The organism is Synechococcus sp. H70.2 (genome assembly GCF_047462275.1).
GTDB lineage: Bacteria > Cyanobacteriota > Cyanobacteriia > Thermostichales > Thermostichaceae > Thermostichus.
The window spans coordinates 206,717-222,594 of record NZ_JANSIU010000004.1; the positions used below are offsets into that span (position 1 = coordinate 206,717).

The 15,878-nt window shown below is 57.9% G+C and carries 14 protein-coding genes; 8 read left to right on the plus strand and 6 right to left on the minus strand.

The genetic code is table 11. The features are described from left to right. Positions 1-365 precede the first annotated feature (365 nt). The 3 genes from NW822_RS05960 to hisN all read right to left on the minus strand — a co-directional run bounded on the left by NW822_RS05960 (position 366) and on the right by hisN (position 3,854). Positions 366-1,139 (minus strand): hypothetical protein, encoded by a 774-nt coding sequence (locus NW822_RS05960; RefSeq protein ID WP_414403836.1) that lies wholly within the window; start codon positions 1,137-1,139, stop codon positions 366-368. Positions 1,140-1,148: 9 nt separating this feature from the next. After that, the gene (locus NW822_RS05965) at positions 1,149-1,874 is read right to left on the minus strand and encodes an SPASM domain-containing protein (protein WP_414403837.1); all 726 of its coding nucleotides are present in this window, start codon (positions 1,872-1,874) and stop codon (positions 1,149-1,151) included. A 1,185-nt stretch (positions 1,875-3,059) separates the two neighbouring features. Further along, on the minus strand, positions 3,060-3,854 hold the full coding sequence (gene hisN, locus NW822_RS05970; protein WP_414403838.1) for a histidinol-phosphatase: 795 nt from the start codon (positions 3,852-3,854) through the stop codon (positions 3,060-3,062). 63 nt (positions 3,855-3,917) lie between these two features. Here hisN and NW822_RS05975 point away from each other — a divergent pair, with 63 nt between their 5' ends. Further along, positions 3,918-4,550, plus strand: coding sequence for a biotin transporter BioY (locus tag NW822_RS05975; protein ID WP_414403839.1), 633 nt, complete (start codon positions 3,918-3,920; stop codon positions 4,548-4,550). A 578-nt stretch (positions 4,551-5,128) separates the two neighbouring features. Continuing rightward, the gene (locus NW822_RS05980; RefSeq protein WP_414362629.1) at positions 5,129-5,569 is read left to right on the plus strand and encodes a hypothetical protein; all 441 of its coding nucleotides are present in this window, start codon (positions 5,129-5,131) and stop codon (positions 5,567-5,569) included. Between the two features lie 99 nt (positions 5,570-5,668). Here NW822_RS05980 and NW822_RS05985 read toward each other — a convergent pair whose 3' ends face one another. Further along, entirely contained in the window at positions 5,669-5,785 is a 117-nt protein-coding gene (locus tag NW822_RS05985) for a photosystem II reaction center protein I (RefSeq protein WP_414362630.1), read from the minus strand. Between the two features lie 293 nt (positions 5,786-6,078). Between NW822_RS05985 and NW822_RS05990 the strand changes: the two genes are divergently transcribed. Then, positions 6,079-7,008: a lysophospholipase gene (locus NW822_RS05990; RefSeq protein WP_414403840.1), complete on the plus strand. Its 930-nt coding sequence runs from the start codon at positions 6,079-6,081 to the stop codon at positions 7,006-7,008. Between the two features lie 55 nt (positions 7,009-7,063). Next, positions 7,064-8,050 carry a porphobilinogen synthase gene (gene hemB, locus NW822_RS05995; RefSeq protein ID WP_414403841.1) on the plus strand — a complete coding sequence of 329 codons (987 nt, stop codon included), beginning with the start codon at positions 7,064-7,066 and terminating at the stop codon, positions 8,048-8,050. On the opposite strand, the gene NW822_RS06000 is transcribed toward hemB, so the two are convergent. After that, the gene (locus NW822_RS06000; protein ID WP_414403842.1) at positions 8,051-8,566 is read right to left on the minus strand and encodes a hypothetical protein; all 516 of its coding nucleotides are present in this window, start codon (positions 8,564-8,566) and stop codon (positions 8,051-8,053) included. It lies immediately after the preceding gene. A gap of 346 nt (positions 8,567-8,912) precedes the next feature. Here NW822_RS06000 and NW822_RS06005 point away from each other — a divergent pair, with 346 nt between their 5' ends. Further along, the gene (locus tag NW822_RS06005) at positions 8,913-9,842 is read left to right on the plus strand and encodes a TIGR01777 family oxidoreductase (protein ID WP_414403843.1); all 930 of its coding nucleotides are present in this window, start codon (positions 8,913-8,915) and stop codon (positions 9,840-9,842) included. A 146-nt stretch (positions 9,843-9,988) separates the two neighbouring features. Here the strand turns inward: NW822_RS06005 and NW822_RS06010 are convergent, their stop codons facing one another. Next, on the minus strand, positions 9,989-12,787 hold the full coding sequence (locus NW822_RS06010) for an HAD-IC family P-type ATPase (protein ID WP_414403844.1): 2,799 nt from the start codon (positions 12,785-12,787) through the stop codon (positions 9,989-9,991). 342 nt (positions 12,788-13,129) lie between these two features. On the opposite strand from NW822_RS06010, the gene NW822_RS06015 reads away from it, so the two are divergent. From NW822_RS06015 to NW822_RS06025, 3 genes are all read left to right on the plus strand, one after another. After that, positions 13,130-14,482: an FAD/NAD(P)-binding oxidoreductase gene (locus NW822_RS06015; RefSeq protein ID WP_414362636.1), complete on the plus strand. Its 1,353-nt coding sequence runs from the start codon at positions 13,130-13,132 to the stop codon at positions 14,480-14,482. Positions 14,483-14,706: 224 nt separating this feature from the next. After that, positions 14,707-15,528, plus strand: a complete 822-nt coding sequence (locus NW822_RS06020; RefSeq protein ID WP_414403845.1) for a hypothetical protein — start codon at positions 14,707-14,709, stop codon at positions 15,526-15,528. Further along, positions 15,506-15,874 carry a hypothetical protein gene (locus NW822_RS06025; RefSeq protein WP_414385806.1) on the plus strand — a complete coding sequence of 123 codons (369 nt, stop codon included), beginning with the start codon at positions 15,506-15,508 and terminating at the stop codon, positions 15,872-15,874. The genes NW822_RS06020 and NW822_RS06025 overlap by 23 nt, the downstream gene beginning before the upstream one ends. Positions 15,875-15,878: the final 4 nt, after the last annotated feature.

The window sequence follows — 15,878 nt, forward strand, 5'->3', positions numbered from 1 at the left end:
TATGATCATGATCAGGCGTGGATGGATGGCGATGTGCTCGCTGCCCAGTACCTCTCTAACCCAACCAGTGAGCAAGTGGCTGCTTGCCAGTTCAAACATCCAAGGCCGACGATTGACCTCCTCATAAATCCAAGACTGGGCCTCCGGCTTGGCCCGCCACAGAGTTATGAGCGAGCGCGACAAACGACGCACAGGGTCACTTTCTTCACTGGCTGAAAGGCCAAACCGCTCAAGCTGCGTGGCGACCAGCCAGTGCAGGTCATCTGCCCACTCATTTAACAAAGCGGGCGAAATAAACTGGGGGATATGGCAGTAGCCGAGTTCTGCAAATTACTCCCTGAGCTGTTTCATGTTTACTCTCCTTATTATCGTAGAGTCTCCCAAGCCTGTGCTGCCTCTTGGGAGATAGTGCCAGCATAGTAGCCCTGAATCGGAAAGTGAAACGGTTGATCTTCAGCGGGCTTGCGCAGTACGCAGTAAAGCAGGGCATTGTGGCCAATCTGATTTTTGGTGGCTAGTTCGAGAATATCCTCGCGTTTCCATAGCTGCACGAACTTCAGTGGGTTGTATTCGACGTAGAGATAAGCCATTATCGTATAACCATTTGCCTGAGCTAGATCCCAGAAAAAAGTCGGTTGCACGTTGTAAAAACCATGGTCGAGCCAGCCAGTAAAGGGCAGGCCATGGATCATCAAGCCGCCAGGCAGTGTGTAGTCGTGTATGGTTTTCATTACCTGAGCAATGTTGAAGATGTGCTGGGCTGTGCCAAGGTTAAAAACAGCATCATAACGCTGGGGCAACTCAATAGGGAAATTGAGGTCTAGCTTGAGAGCTGTCTCGGTGCCATGAAGATCCACCGCCGTCATGGAGCGCGGCTGCCAGAAGGTGCGCCAAAAGATCTTGGCAATCTCGAACAGCATTACGGGGCGCTTGGCTTGAGTTATTTCATCGAGCTGACGGAAGAGGGCAGTACGTTCTTCCTCTTTGGCAAAGCGATAAATGTCTTGGCCAAGCTGCTCGACAGCCACGTCGCCATACCAGTTGGCTTCGCCCAGTTCCAAACAGTCTCCTCCAAGTGGAATGGCGTTTTGCTCCCGCATTTGGCGAAATAGGATGTATTCGATGGCGGTGATAGCCATAAATCTCCCTCAGAGAAAATTGCAGCGGCGGCAGGGCTCGACAAGCAGACGGTTGTCCACTGTTGTGCGCAGTCGGCGATAGCTTGGGCTGTTGTAGATGTCGAGGACATGCTGCTCCCGAACGTTGCCTATGGGGTAGCGTGCCTGGCCATCGGCGCAACAATGGGCTACTACACCCGTTGCTGTGATCGATATATCAAACCAGCGGGTGCAGGCTACAGGCGGCACCGCGGAAGTGGGCATGTCAACCTGGCCAAGCCAGTTCATGCGTGGAAAAATGCTCACCTCAAACAAGGGATAAGTTGTCTTTACCCAGACAGCAAAATCTTTATCAACTGCCGTGCCGTCACCGACACGCGACAGCACAATGCGCATTGGCAAACGTCCTTCAGCTTTTGCTTTGTGCAGCATGTCCAGGCTTTCGCGGGTTCGTCTATAGGGCAACCTCATTGTTGCCTCATATTCGTTCGGGCGATGATCGTTAAAACTAACCCACAAGTAGCCAAGATTGGGGAACTGGGTCAATCGTTCCAAGATCCGCTCGTTGATGAGCGAAGCATTGGTAGTCAAGGTAATTGTGGCATTTGGTAACTCAGACTGGAGGTACGTAAGCAAATCAAAAATCCGTGCATCCAAAAATGGCTCGTTGACCTTAAAGGGGCTTAATTGAAAGCGATGAAGACGTGGAATGTCTTTAAGGTCGTTGACGATTTTCTCTATGAGAGCATCATCCATCTTTGTCCCTTTTCTTTCTAGCGAAGAATAGGGACAAAAGTTGCAGGCAGCGTTGCAGCGCGCCTCTGATAGTCCAGTAAGTTAGGCGGAATTGGGATCATTTCAACGTTCTCTTGAAGCATGGAATTTTCTCCTGCAATATCTTCCCTACTAATTACAACACTTCCACGCAAGCTCTAGTGTAGGGGCTCTACACCATTAGCGGGAAGGCTGCTGCCTGTGTCTGTCATGAGCTACCCCAGCGCATGGGTGGGGTTCCCCCGCCTACCTGACGACAAGGGTTTTGTCTCTTTCCCTGCCCCAGTTGTTTCATCGTTCGCGGCAGCGGGACGGCGTCCATCCTGTGTACCGAGTCTGCGTTCGCAAAGCGTGGCGCTAGCCATAGTAGAGCTGAAGCATCCAAGACTCACGAGGCAGGTTCCCAGCCCTGGTTGGTAGCAACATCGAACATAACCCTCACCGACCCCCTGTCCCTCTCTATCGCAAAACCACAAGCAGACACAGGCATGATAGCAGTACAGCTTGACTCTAAGTGTATTGTTTCGTGCGGCGGTGCTCTGGTACACCCAAAGTCAATCTAGGGGCGCTGTCCATTCCCACCGTCTATACAGGGGGGCACTCCGCGCGTTTTGTTGACCCAGCCAGCAATAGGTTGAGCTGCGCTGAAAGATAGGCCAGACTAGGTTCGGTATGGCTAGGTGTGTCAGAGCGAAGGAGGCGGCCAGCTCTTTGTTCGATTCCTCTCCAGCAACAACGCTTGGCTTCTGAAGCTTATCTGGTCAGTAGGACTTGCTGCCCGCAACTTGCCCACAAGACTAAAGGAACGCCGCAAAGCCTTACGCAGCAAGCGTTTGCGGGTATAAAACAGCTGGCTTCCAAACTGCTGTTGTCGGTTCGATTCCGTCCGCCCGCTTCCAGAAAATAAACCTGCTCTAGATGAGCACTCTCAGCCTCAAACCTTAGCTGGGGGTAAATTTAGGTTCTGAATTGGAGTCGAAAGCTGCCAATAGAGTGTCTAAGGGGTGGAAAAAGTTAGTAGCCACATACATTCCCTGTGGGATTTTGCTTTTGAGCTGGCGCTACTGGGTGTTGAGGGAGGTGCCGGACAGAGAACTTGGCTAGAGCCTTACCCGGCAATGAACTAACAATCGCTCTCCAAAGCTCGCAACCAATTGAGACTAGGAGCTACCCCTGGGAGCTTATTGCCGCTAAGGCCTGGCGATGTAAGTTGGAGTTGGCCGCCGCCAGCACTTCTCCCTTGGAGGTGCGAGTTAAGGGATCCCCCGCCCAGTCGGTAATCACACCGCCGGATCCCTCGATCACCGGCACGAGGGCGGCAAAATCGTAGAGGGCAAGGCCACATTCCATGACCAAATCGATGTAGCCGCTGGCTAAGAGGCCGTACTGGTAGCCGTCGCCGCCGTAGGAGGTGATGTGGACCAAGCGACTGAGCTGCTGAAAGCGCTGCTGTTGGTCAGGCTGGGTGAACAAATCGGGGGTCGTGCAGCTCAGGTAGGCGCGGCTGAGGTCAGTGGTGGCTTTGGTGCGCGTGAGCTGTTGGGTAGAGGGGGTCATCCATCGGGTTGGCTGTCCCTGCACCCCTATCCAGCGCTCACGCAACACCGGTTGATCGATGATGCCCAAAACAGGGCGGTCGTCTTCCAAAAGGGCAATCAAGGTGGCGAAGGTGGGCTTGCCGGTGGAAAAGGCGATGGTGCCATCCAAGGGATCCAAAACCCAGGTGTAGGGGGAGCCAGTCTGGTGGAAGCCAAACTCCTCGCCGAGGACGTTGTGCTCCGGCACATGGGCGGCTAGCAGCGCCCGCATTGCCCGTTCGGCCTCCCGGTCGGCTATCGTTACGATAGGGGATCTGGCCTCTTTGTACTCGGCCTGCAACTCCCCGCGAAACAAAGGGCGAATCACCGCTCCGGCCGCGTCGGCTAGCGCTTGGGCTAAGGCAATCCACTCTGGCTTAACCACCCTCTTGCCTACCTCATCGAGGTTGTGTCCTCTCCTAGCATAAGGAAAGATTTTCCCTCGGCTATGCGCCCTGGCCGGCTTTTAACCCCTCTGGAATGGCTTTGGACGGCGATTGGGGTGATCCTAACCATTTTGGGCACCCTAACCCAGGTGAGCTTGCCACCTCAGTGGCCAGGAGTAGGAGGATATAGCTTTTCCCTGCAAATTGGCGGCATGCTGCTGACGGCCTGTCTGGCAGGGCCGGTGGCGGCAGTGTGCGCCCAGATTGTCTATCTGGGATTGGGGTTGGCAGGGCTGCAGGTGTTTGCCCAGGGAGGCGGATGGCAATACCTGTACCAGCCCGCCTTCGGCTACCTGCTGGGCTTCCTGCCCGCGGCCTGGGCCTGCGGGACAATGGCCTTTCGACAAAGGGATCCCCAGCTGCTGCCTGCTTCCCTTCCCCCTCGGGGCAAGCCTTACGTGCTGTCTAGGATCCCGAGGCCAGTGCGTCTACAGGATTTGGCCGCTGCCAGTTTGGTGGCCCTGACCCTGGTTCACCTAACCGGGATCACCTATCTCTTGGCCACCCAGCCCTGGGATGGAGAGTTGCTGAGGTTGCTTCGGCTCTACTCTGGCTATACCTTGCCAGGACAGCTCATCGTGGTTAGCTTTGTTGCCGTCATAGCCCTGTTCCTGCGGCGCTTGCTGCTGCTTTGAAAACCCACTGCCCCTTGGGCTGGAACAGCAGGGGATTCTCGTTCTCGGTCCACGACAGCACTGACTTGGGTCGTCCCTTTGTTGCAGCAGTGCTTGTCTTCCCAAGCGTTCCCTCTCCCCTAACCCCCCGCTTGCAGAGGCAGGCAGGGGCAGCGGTGAGTAGGGGTGGAAAGCCTCTTTTTCGCCAGGTGGCCACATCCTTTGACACTCCCACCGACTAATCGCGAAGCGGGACGTAGGGGGATCCTTACGCAGTCCACAGACGGACTCGCAAAGGCGTTGTCAAACCGCCTCTACCCCGTTCCTTGAGGCAAAGCCCAACTTGGGTAGGAACTACCCCTTGTCTTTGGTATCGTCCTTGCGCAGAGGCTCGCCACCGGTCGGGTTTTTCACTACAGTTAGGTGGCTAGAAGCTCGCCAATGAGCTGTAACAAGCCGCCCTATGAGTGGGCAACTAAAGTTGTTTATGGCCTTTTCCGCCTCGCCCTAAAGTACAGAGCTACCAAGCTATCCCTCTGGGTAGCCGACAGTGGGCAAGGCATCAAGCCGGAGTGCTTACAGGTTAAGGAGACAAAAAGATGCGGCGTGCTGCTCTAACCCTTGTGACCACGGGCCTTTTGGCCACAGCGTTGACTGCCTGTGGAGATGGCGGCAGCTCGGGGGGATCGCTCGTCATCCCACCCCCAAGCCCAACCGTTTCCTTTATCAATCCGCCCACCTTGGTGCGGGTGGGCACCTCCACGCCAGCTTTTACAGTGCAGGTGAGTGTGCCGGGCGGCGCCCGCTCAACCCAGTTTGTGGAACTGGAAACCTTTAACCCGCTTGGCACGCGCGTGCAAAGAGAGATCTTTAGCCCCCAGCAGGTTGGCTGCAGCCCAGGTGCCACTTTCTGTAGCTTCAATACCGACTTCCGGGTTGCTCCTGGCGATCCTGCCGGCGTTTGGCAGTTTCGAATCACTGCCTTTGACCAGCAAAACCGCTCTGGATCCCAGACTCTACTCATCACAGCCTTGCAGTAGGCAAGCTGGGCTGCTGTGTTGAGCTGAGGACTACCGGGGAGGGGAGGCGTTGGGCACTCCCTCGAGGCCTAGGTTCCTCAATTTTCCTGGACAGATCCCTCACTCCAGATCCCGACGGTTGGGGTTGCGGGCGGGGTCGTTGCTTAAGAAACCAAAGACAAAAAGCCCCACAAAAAAGATCACCACCGCGTAAACCGAGATTTTCAGTAACAGCATAGTTTCAACAACCCCTTTTCAACTGGACGAAGCCAACAAGCAACAAAGCACTGCCGCCGCGCCAGGAGCTCGTCAAGCTTGAGGCTCGGCAAAACTTCTTCACAACATCATACCTCTCTCCGGTCTCTATCCCCTAATGGAACCTCAACTCTCTCCCAGTTTGCAGGGCCAGAGCCACCAGGGATCCGGAGAAAGCCAAGGTGGTTAACTGGGAGTGCAAAGGAGAATAGCACCTTCTCAGGGACGACGCGGGAGAATGGAAGACCGACGACACGTTGTTTGGGGATCTGCCCATGCCCTTCGACTTGTCCAGTAGTTCAGCTCCGCGGTTTGGCGGTCGGGATCCTTTGGAGGAGCAGGGGTCAAGCGGGGCGAGGCCTTGGTCGTCCAGCGGGTATCAACCGCGGCAACTGCAGCTTGCAGAGGGGATCTCAATTTTTCTCCACCACTGGCAGCCGGGATCCCCGCGGGGCCGGGTGTTACTGCTGCACGGCAAAGGGGATCACAGCGGGAGGTTTGGCTCCCTGGCAGAGGGGCTGGCAGCTCAGGGGTGGGAAGCTTTGGCACCCGACATGCGGGGATTTGGCCGCTCAGACGGCATCCGCTGCTGGATCGACTACTTCGGCCAGTACCAAGCAGATCTGGAGGCCATCGTCAAGCAAGTTTGGCCCCAGCGAGAGCTCCCGCAGATCTGGTGTGGGTACAGTGCAGGGGCCAATTGGGTTACGGAATATGCGCTTGCTCACCCCGACCAGGTGCAAGGTTTGATCCTTATCTCCCCGGCCTTTCGTATCGACCACTATTTCAACCACTTTACCTGGGGTCTTTTACAGGTCTTGGACAAGGTTTTGCCCCAGCTTGCTCTAACTGGCCTCTACGAACCCGGGCGGGTGACCTCCCTAGCGGAGCAGCAGGCAGCCTTGGCTGCAGATCCTTACGTGTGTGGTGTTACCCGGGCCCGGTTTACGGCGGAGCTGGTGCGCAGCGGCCGGCGCTGCCTTGAACAAGCCCACCGGCTGGAGCTGCCAGTTTTGGTGCTCTACACCTCTGCCGATATTGTTGTCAATCCTGCTGGCGCTGTGGAGTTTGCCTGTCGGCTTCCCAAGGGTGAAGTCTACGATTTTCCCCAGTCGCGCCACGACCTTTTGCACGACTGCGAGGCTGCAGCTGTTCAGCAAGCAATTGGCTGCTGGTTGGAGCGGCATTTTCCCCCTCCGCTTTGACTGAGCTCCTGGGGCCCTCATGGCAAAATAGAGAGGCCCTCTTTCTCCTGCTCCTATGAGCCAAGACCTGATCTACCGTCCCCGCCGGCTGCGGCGCACCGAGGCCCTTCGCCAACTGGTTCAGGAGACCCACCTGCGGGTGCAGGATCTCATCTACCCCCTGTTTGTTATGGAGGGAGAGAACCAGCGGCAAGAGGTGGAGTCCATGCCCGGCTGCTACCGCTACACCCTGGATCTGCTCCTAAAGGAGGTGGAGGAGGCGGCCAACTTGGGGATCCCGGCTGTGGCCCTCTTCCCGGTGGTGCCCGAAGAAAAGAAAGACCCCACGGGGCGGGAGTCCTTTAACCCAGACGGGTTGATCCAGCGGGCGGTGCGGCGGATCAAGCAGGAGATCCCGGAGATCCTCGTGATAACGGATGTGGCCCTGGATCCCTACAACAGCGACGGCCACGATGGCATTGTGCGGGATGGGGTGATCCTCAACGACGAGACGGTGGAGGTGTTGGTCAAGCAGGCCCTCTCCCAGGCGGAAGCGGGAACTGACATCGTTGCCCCCTCCGACATGATGGACGGTCGCGTCGGCGCCATTCGCGAAGCCCTAGACGAGCAGGGCTATACCGACGTGGCCATCCTGGCCTACTCCGCCAAGTATGCCTCTGCCTTCTACGGCCCCTTCCGCGAGGCCCTGGGATCTGCGCCCAAGTGGGGGGACAAGAAAACCTATCAGATGGATCCCGCCAACGCCCGCGAGGCTCTCAGGGAGGTGGAGCTGGACGAGGCCGAAGGGGCGGACATCGTGATGGTGAAGCCGGCCCTGGCCTACTTGGACATCATCTACCGTGTGAAAGAGGCAACTAATTTGCCCGTAGCTGCCTACAACGTGAGCGGCGAATACGCCATGATTAAGGCTGCCGAGCAAAAGGGCTGGATTGACGGCAAGAAGGTAATGATGGAATCCCTCTTGGCCATGAAGCGGGCCGGCGCCGACATGATCCTCACCTACTTCGCCAAAGAGGTGGCCCTGCTCCTACGGCAGTCCTAGCTAGGGCCTTCTAGACACCTGGGGAGATTGTCCAATCCAGGTGGGGGGCGTCCTTTTCTCCGCGTCGGCCACCAGGGTACTGGGATCCACCAGGCGCACCTGGAGTTGATCGGGCGGCACGCGGTTGAGACGTTCTTTGATCAGAGCCTGTCGTTGAAGGGGATCCATGCCGCGATCCACCTCCTCTTGCAGCCGCGAGACTCGGGCTGAAAGAACTTTGAGGTCTTGCTCCAAAACCTGCAGGCGGTGATGCTGGGCCAATTGCACCGGCAAAAGGCGATACAGGCCGCCGAGGGCAGCCGCTGTAAACAGAAGGTTCACCCCAATGCGACAGACCAGTTCCCAAGCTTGCGGCTCTGGCTCTGGCCGTCTCCGCACTCGGGTCAAGGTTTTGTAACGGAAGGGCTGGCTGGGGACCGTGCGCGGGCCGCGAACCTGGGGAGAAGCAAGCGCTCCCTGCCCACCTACCCGGACCAGGGATCCCTGACCCTGCAAGCAACGCCGTCGTGGAGCCATAGAGACGACCCGCCTAGGCCTAAGAGCCTGCCCCGCCTCTACAGACAGGAGACGAGCCGGGGTACGCAAAGAAGACTTGGGTGTCACGGGAAATAGGGGGATGAGAGGCTACCTCTGCTGGCAGGAAGCGCAGCTAGGGCTTATTGAAGCCGATTTTCCCAGGTATGTCAGGGGCTGGCCCCAGACTTTTTTCTTTTCCGTCTTTTCAGCGCCAACTCGGCATGGCCTGGGCTGGTTTTGCAATTCCCCCAAGACGACCACGGCCAAGACTGCAGACGCGCTAGGCTAGAGGTTCAAGGGGGGAATGCTCTGCACAGATCCCAGGGAGTTGAAGAAGGGAAGTCCTATGCGCATTGCCATCACGGGCGGGAGTGGTTTTATCGGGCGCCGCTTGGTGGCCCGCCTGCTGGAGCGGGGAGATGAGGTGTTGGTCTTGAGCCGCCGCCCTGAACAGGCCCGCCGCGTTCTGGGAGCATCCCCCCACCTCAAGCTGCTGGGGTACGATCCCTACCAACCGCAAGCCTGGGCCTCAGCTCTGGAAGGGTACGAGGCCGTTGTCAACCTGGCCGGGGAGCCCCTGGCCTCTTCCCGCTGGACAGAAGCTAAGAAAAGAGAAATCCGCCGCAGCCGCGTGGAAACCACCCAGGCTCTCGTCCAGGCTCTTGCCTCCCTCGACCCAAAGCCCCAGGTGCTGATCAGCAGCTCGGCAGTGGGTTACTACGGCTCCCGACCCGAAGGGGATCCCCTAACGGAGGCGGCTCCGCCAGGCCAGGGCTTTTTGGCAGAAGTCTGTCAAGCTTGGGAAGCGGCTGCTCGCCCGGCGGAGGAGCTGGGGATCCGCCTGGCCATCCTGCGCACGGGGATTGTCCTGGGGCCCGCTGGGGGAGCCCTGGCCCAAATGCTCCTTCCCTTTCAGTTTTTCCTCGGTGGCCCCCTTGGCTCTGGCAAGCAGTGGGTCTCCTGGATCCACCGCGACGACTGGGTAAGCCTGGTCTGCTTCCTGCTGCAACAGGGATCCGGTGTCTTCAACGCCACTGCCCCCAACCCTGTGCAGATGGAAGAGTTCTGCCACACTTTGGGACAAGTTTTGGCCCGCCCCTCGTGGCTGCCGGTGCCGGCGCTGGCCCTAGAACTGCTGCTGGGCGAAGCGGCTCAGGTGGTTCTGACGGGGCAGAGGGTGATCCCTCAGGCCGCGCTGCAGCTGGGTTTCACCTTCCAATATCCCCACTTAAAAGAAGCCTTGCAGCAAATCCTCATTCCCCAGGCCAACTGCTAGGCGCAGCTCTCTGGCAAAAAGCGAGAGGCAGGCCCTCACCGCCCCTTCCAAAGATCTGGGGAAGACTCTCTGGATCCCAGCCTTAGAAAGCCTCTTGGAGACAGTAGCCATCCCTAGGGTGACTTCAGGCCAGCTGGAGGCACCTTTTAGGCTTTCCTAGAGGATCGGGCCAGCGAGGCGCCTTCCGGATCCACCCGGTTGGCCAACGCTGCAACCCCGATCATCGGCAAGCTCACCAGTAGACAGAAGCCCCACTGCGCCCAACTCAGGGGTGCCGTCTCGAAGAGAGTGTTGAACAGGCTCCATTGGCTAAAGAGGATCTGCAGTAGGATGGCCGCCCCAATGCCAATGGCAATAGCCGCCACATCCATCAAGCGTTCGTGGCGCTCCAACTGGCTGGCGCGCCCGCGGCCCAACAGGGTAGGGATAGCCTGGCTAAGGCTGAGCAAGTAGAAGATGCGCCCAATTACCAGCGCCTGAATGGCCATGCTGCGGGCCAGGTTGAGGTTGCCGGTGGTTTGTTCCACGTACTCGAAAACCCCGAAAATCAAGATCCAGTTAAATACCGACACCAGTAGGATGCGCTGCAGCAGCCTAGGAGAGAGCAAATTGGCGTTGGGATCCCGCGGTGGTTGGGTCATCTCCCTCCCCGTGGTGGGCTCGAAGGAGAGCGGCACCGTCATGGTGATGGAGTTAATCATGTTCAGCCATAGCACTTGAATGGCCAAAATGGGCAGCTCGCGGTTGAGGAGCACGCTAAGAAGAAGGGTCATCGACTCTCCCCCGTTCACCGGCAGGATGAAGGCGATGGCTTTAAGGAGGTTGTTGTAAACGGTGCGCCCCTCTTCGACGGCAGCCTCGATGGAGGCGAAGTTGTCATCGGTCAAGATCATGTCGGCGGCAGCCTTGGCCACCTCGGTGCCACCTCGCCCCATGGCAATGCCCACATCTGCCTGCTTCAAGGCCGGCGCGTCGTTAACTCCATCGCCGGTCATGGCCACGATCTGACCCTGCGACTGCAAGGCCTTCACCAGGCGCAGCTTTTGCTCCGGCACCACCCGCGCAAAGACGGATCCCTCCTTGGCGGCAGTGACAAACTCCTCTGGGCTAAGCTGCTCCAGATCCCGGCCGCTGTAGGCTTTTACCGGTTTGCCACCGCCCAGGCCCATCTGCTCAGCAATGGCTTGGGCTGTAAGCACATGGTCGCCGGTAATCATCTTGACTTGGATCCCGGCAGTCTGGCAGGAGCGCACAGCGGCAATGGCCTCCGGCCGCGGCGGGTCGATCATCCCCTGCAAGCCCAAGAAAATCAGCCCTTCCTGCAGATCTGAGTGATCCACCTGAGTTTGGCTAGGGGGGACGGCTTTTTGGGCAAAGGCCAGGACTCGCAGCCCCTGCCGCGCCAAGGCCTCCACCTGCTGGCAAATCCGCTCTGCTTCCAAGGGCTGGATCTCCCCTTGGGGACCCATCTGGCTGCGGCAGCGGGGCAAGAGAGCTTCTACGGATCCCTTGACGTAGATACAGTGCTCCTCCGGCCCCAACCGGTGCAGGGTGGCCATGTACTGAAACTCGGATTCAAAGGGGATACTGTCTAGGCGAGGGCGACGGCGCTGCAGATCGTCTCGATCCAGCCCCCCTTTCTGGGCGGCTACGAGCAGAGCCGCCTCGGTGGGATCCCCTACAACTTCCCACTGACCGTCGTCCTTGGGTTTGAGGCGGCTGTCGTTGCAGAGGCAGCCGGCCACCAGGCAAGCTTCCAAGGCAGGCCATTGGCGAAGTTCGACAGGGGAATTGGCCTCCTGAAACAGGATCTGGCCCTGGGGGCTGTAGCCACTGCCGGTAACCCGGTAGAGCCGGGATCCGGCGTAGATGGCCTGCACCGTCATCTGGTTTTCTGTGAGGGTGCCGGTTTTGTCCGAGCAAATCACCGTGGCGCTGCCCAGGGTTTCTACCGCCGGCAACTTGCGGATGATGGCATGGCGGCGGGCCATGCGGGCAACCCCAATGGCCAGGGTTACGGTAACTACCGCCGGCAAGCCTTCGGGAATAGCACTCACCGCCAGCGCCACTGCCGCTTCAAAGACGCTTGCTGCCGCTTGGCCCTGCACCAGCCCTACCAAAAAAGTGAACGCAGCCAAGGTGAGGATAATTTTCAGCAAGGTCAGGCTGAAGGCCTCAAACTTGCGCGTCAGGGGAGTTTGCAGGGATCCCCCTTCTTCAATGAGCTGGGAGATGCGACCTGTTTGGGTCTGGTTGCCGATGGCCACCACCACCCCCGCCCCTTGACCAAAGGTGACGAAGCTGCCGGCGTAAGCCATGTTCTGGCGGTCGGCCAAAGGCGTGTCTTCCGGCAGGGATCCCAGCCGTTTTTCCACCGGCACCGACTCTCCCGTGAGGGCCGATTCGTCCACCTGCAAGTTGCGCGCACTCAGCAGGCGCAGGTCGGCGGGCACCCTGTCTCCCGAGCTCAAGAGCACCACATCCCCCGGCACCAGCTCCCGCGAGGGCAGCCGCACTTTTTGCCCCTCCCGCAGCACCGTGACTTCAGTCACCACTGACTTGGCCAGGGCAGCGATTGCCTCCTCCGCCTTGGCCTCTTGGATGTAGCTGATGAGGGCGTTGATCACCACCACCGCCCAGATCACGATGGCGTTGCGCCAGGATCCCAGGAACGCCTTGACCGCCCCAGCCACCATCAGGATATAGAAGAGGGACTGGTTAAACTGCTGCAGAAACTTGACCCAGGCCGGCGTTGCAGCTTTGGCTTTCAGCTCATTGGGGCCGTATTGCCGCTGCCGCCGGGCCACCTCGGCTTGGGAAAGGCCCCGCTCCAACAGTGCTGGCAAAGATAGCTCCTCTCCGAGGAGTTCCTGGATGGCTTGCTCCTCCGACAGGGCATGCCAGGCAGGGGCTGGGAGCAGCTCGGGGGATGAAGGTTTAGCCATGATTCGGAGTCTTAAGTTCCAACACCGCGAGGGGTGGATGGGCTGCCCGCCCTCCTTACCTCTGATAGCCTAACCAATGCTATGGGCCCTTCCCGGCAAGGTGTCCTTCGGGGGGCTCTTTACCAAGACAAGCGTCAACAACGGAGCCGGCTAAGTCTTGCTTAAAGTTCTCGATAGATAGAAAGGATGAGCATATTCTTATTAGGTAGCTAGAGCCTGTGGGGAGCCAAAGGGCTTCGGCTGACCTGTCCGGGCTCCTGGACGGGTGAGTTGGTTCTCTGGCTGTTTATATGGCCAATTGAGTCCAGCGGTCTCTTTTTTTGTTTCCGTTTTGAGGGAGTTATGGTAGTACCGACTACAAAGCCAAGGGAGTTGCAAGCCCAGTCAGCAGCAGTGCCGCAAAACGGCGCGCGCTCCGAGGTGCAGGGGGCTGCTTCTGGGAGTTCTCCTACAGTTATTCGCCATCAGATTGTTGTCGTCGGGGGAGGGGCAGCCGGCATTAGTGCAGCCGCCCAGTTGCTGGAGCGCCAGCGCAACCTCGACATTGCCATCATCGAGCCCTCCGACAAGCACTACTACCAGCCCGGCTGGACGCTGGTGGGCGGGGGCATTGCGCCGCTGGCCAAGTTTGTTCGCGATGAAAAAACCGTCATCCCCAGGGGAGCCAAGTGGATCCAGGCGCGGGTGGCCGAGCTGGATCCGGATCACAACCGCGTCATCACCGAGGCCGGCCAAGTTATCGAATACGACTACCTCATCATGGCCCCCGGGATCCAAATTGACTGGCACCTGATCGAGGGTCTGCCGGAAGCATTGGGCAAGGGCGGCGTGACCAGCAATTACTCCAAAGACTACGCCCCCTACACCTGGGAGACCATCCGCAACTTCCAGGGGGGCACAGCCATCTTCACCCACCCCGCCACTCCCATCAAGTGCGGCGGCGCGCCCCAGAAAATCATGTACATGGCCGACGACGTCTTCAAGAGCAAAAGCGGCGTTGGGGTCAACACTAAAGTTCTCTTTTGCACCGCTGCTGCCACTCTTTTCCCTGTGCCAGAGTACAGCGCGGCCCTGGAGAAAGTGGTGGAGCGGCGCGGGATCCAGGTAAAGTTCAAGCACAACCTCAAGGCCATCCGGCCCGAGACGCAGGAGGCCATCTTTGAAGTCACCACCGACAAGGGCAAGGAAGAGGTAAGCCTGCACTACGACATGATCCACGTGGCCCCGCCCATGAGCGCCCCGGACTTTGTCAAGCGCAGCCCCCTCGCGGGACCTGGTGGCTGGGTGGAGGTGGACAAGTGGACGCTGCAACACCCCCGCTACCCCAACGTATTTGCTCTGGGGGATGCCTCTTCCCTACCGACTTCCAAGACGGCAGCCGCAGCCCGCAAGCAGGCGCCGGTGCTGGCGGAAAACCTCTTGGCGGCCATGCAGTCGAAGCCGCTGCCGGCCCGCTACGACGGCTACACCTGCTGCCCCCTGATCACCGGCTATAACTCCCTAATCATGGCGGAGTTTGCCTACGATGGGAAGCTCGCCCCTTCCTTCCCCCTGGATCCAACGCGGGAGCGCTACTCTATGTACCTGGCCAAGGTGCACCTCTTGCCTTGGCTGTACTGGAACCGCATGCTCAAGGGCAAGAAATTTGAGGCGGATATCTTCAAGCCCCTCAACAAGCTGGTGCATCGCTACTAGGGCTCTCCACCCCCCTCACCCCCAGCCCCTCTCCCCAAGGGAGAGGGGAGTTCTTTTACAGAGCTTGCTCGCTCTGCTGCTGTGTTGTCTTAGGTGTTACTGAGAAAGCTTGCTGGAAAAGCTACAAAGCATCTCTTAACGTTAACAACTTTTGAGATGTTCTCCTGGTCTCGGTGAAAGCTGAATAAGCTGAGGAGGAGAGTCTCACTCAAGGGCGTTGTTGCATGGGTTTCAGCGAGGGGGAGCTAGAGTATCTCCTTGATCTCCTTAAAAGGCGAGAGGAAGTCATACAGCAGGAGAGAGAGATTCAAGCCATTACTCAGTCTCCAAGAAATTGGCGGAAACGGGATATCTTGCGTCAAGCAAGAGAGTGGGGTTGGGAAATTATCCATCGTCGTGCCAGACATCACACGCAAGCCGTTCTCGGCAATTTGAGGGTTAGTATTCCCGGGCATGGCGACGGCGATTGCTTGGGGATAGGAATAGCTCATAAAGTGTTGAAGGAATTAGCAGAGCCTAAACTCAGAGAACTGCAGCTCCAAAGACAAGATTGCAGCGACTTACTTGTTAGCTTTCTACTGAGTAGGGGTATTAGCCTTAATTCTTTGCTTGAGTCAAATTTATTAATCGAGCAGATTGAGTCTCTGGAAGAGCAGAACCTAAAGCTTGAGCTTAAAATAGTCGAGACTGAGGAAGCAGCTTTAAGTTTGCTCACCGAGAAAGAGCTTGAAAATCAAAGGCTAGCCAATAGAATAAGAGAGCTTGCCGAAGAGCAGCTTCGAGTCCAGGAGATTGTCAGTCGTGCCATTTTAGATCTGAAGAGACTTAAGCATCTCTTTGACCAGCTTCAGAATGTGGTGGATCACCTTCCCATGCCAGGGGTTAGGAGCTTGCTGCAAAGTTACCTGAACAAGATCATGTCTATTTTTGAAACTAACCTGCCTTCTGCCGGTTCTAGAAAGTTGCTTCCGGAGAACGAGCAGGATATTTACTATCAAGAGAAGTTACCTCTGGAGGATAACCATGGGTCTCATCGAGAGTCTTGAAACGGCAATCGCCGCCTCGCGGCGCAATTATGCCGAGCTCCTTGAGTTGACAGGGCAACTTGTTGCTGAGAGACAACAGCAAGGTCAACGGAATTGGCTACGGCTGAATGCCAAGCCCTGGACAGCAGCGACCCTCAAAAAATCTTTTGCTTCCTTTGCAGCTGCTCGGGCTTACTTTGGCAAGCGCTACGGTGTGAAAGCAAGAGGGTGGAAAGCTCTAGCAGAGCAGGTCAATACCGTTGAGACAGCGCTGATTCACCTGGGGCTGGCTGTTCGTGAAGACCCTCGGGCAGCTTCCCTTTTGGAGAAAGGAGGGAGCGCCCAGCAATCCTCTCCAATTCCTTGAGGAA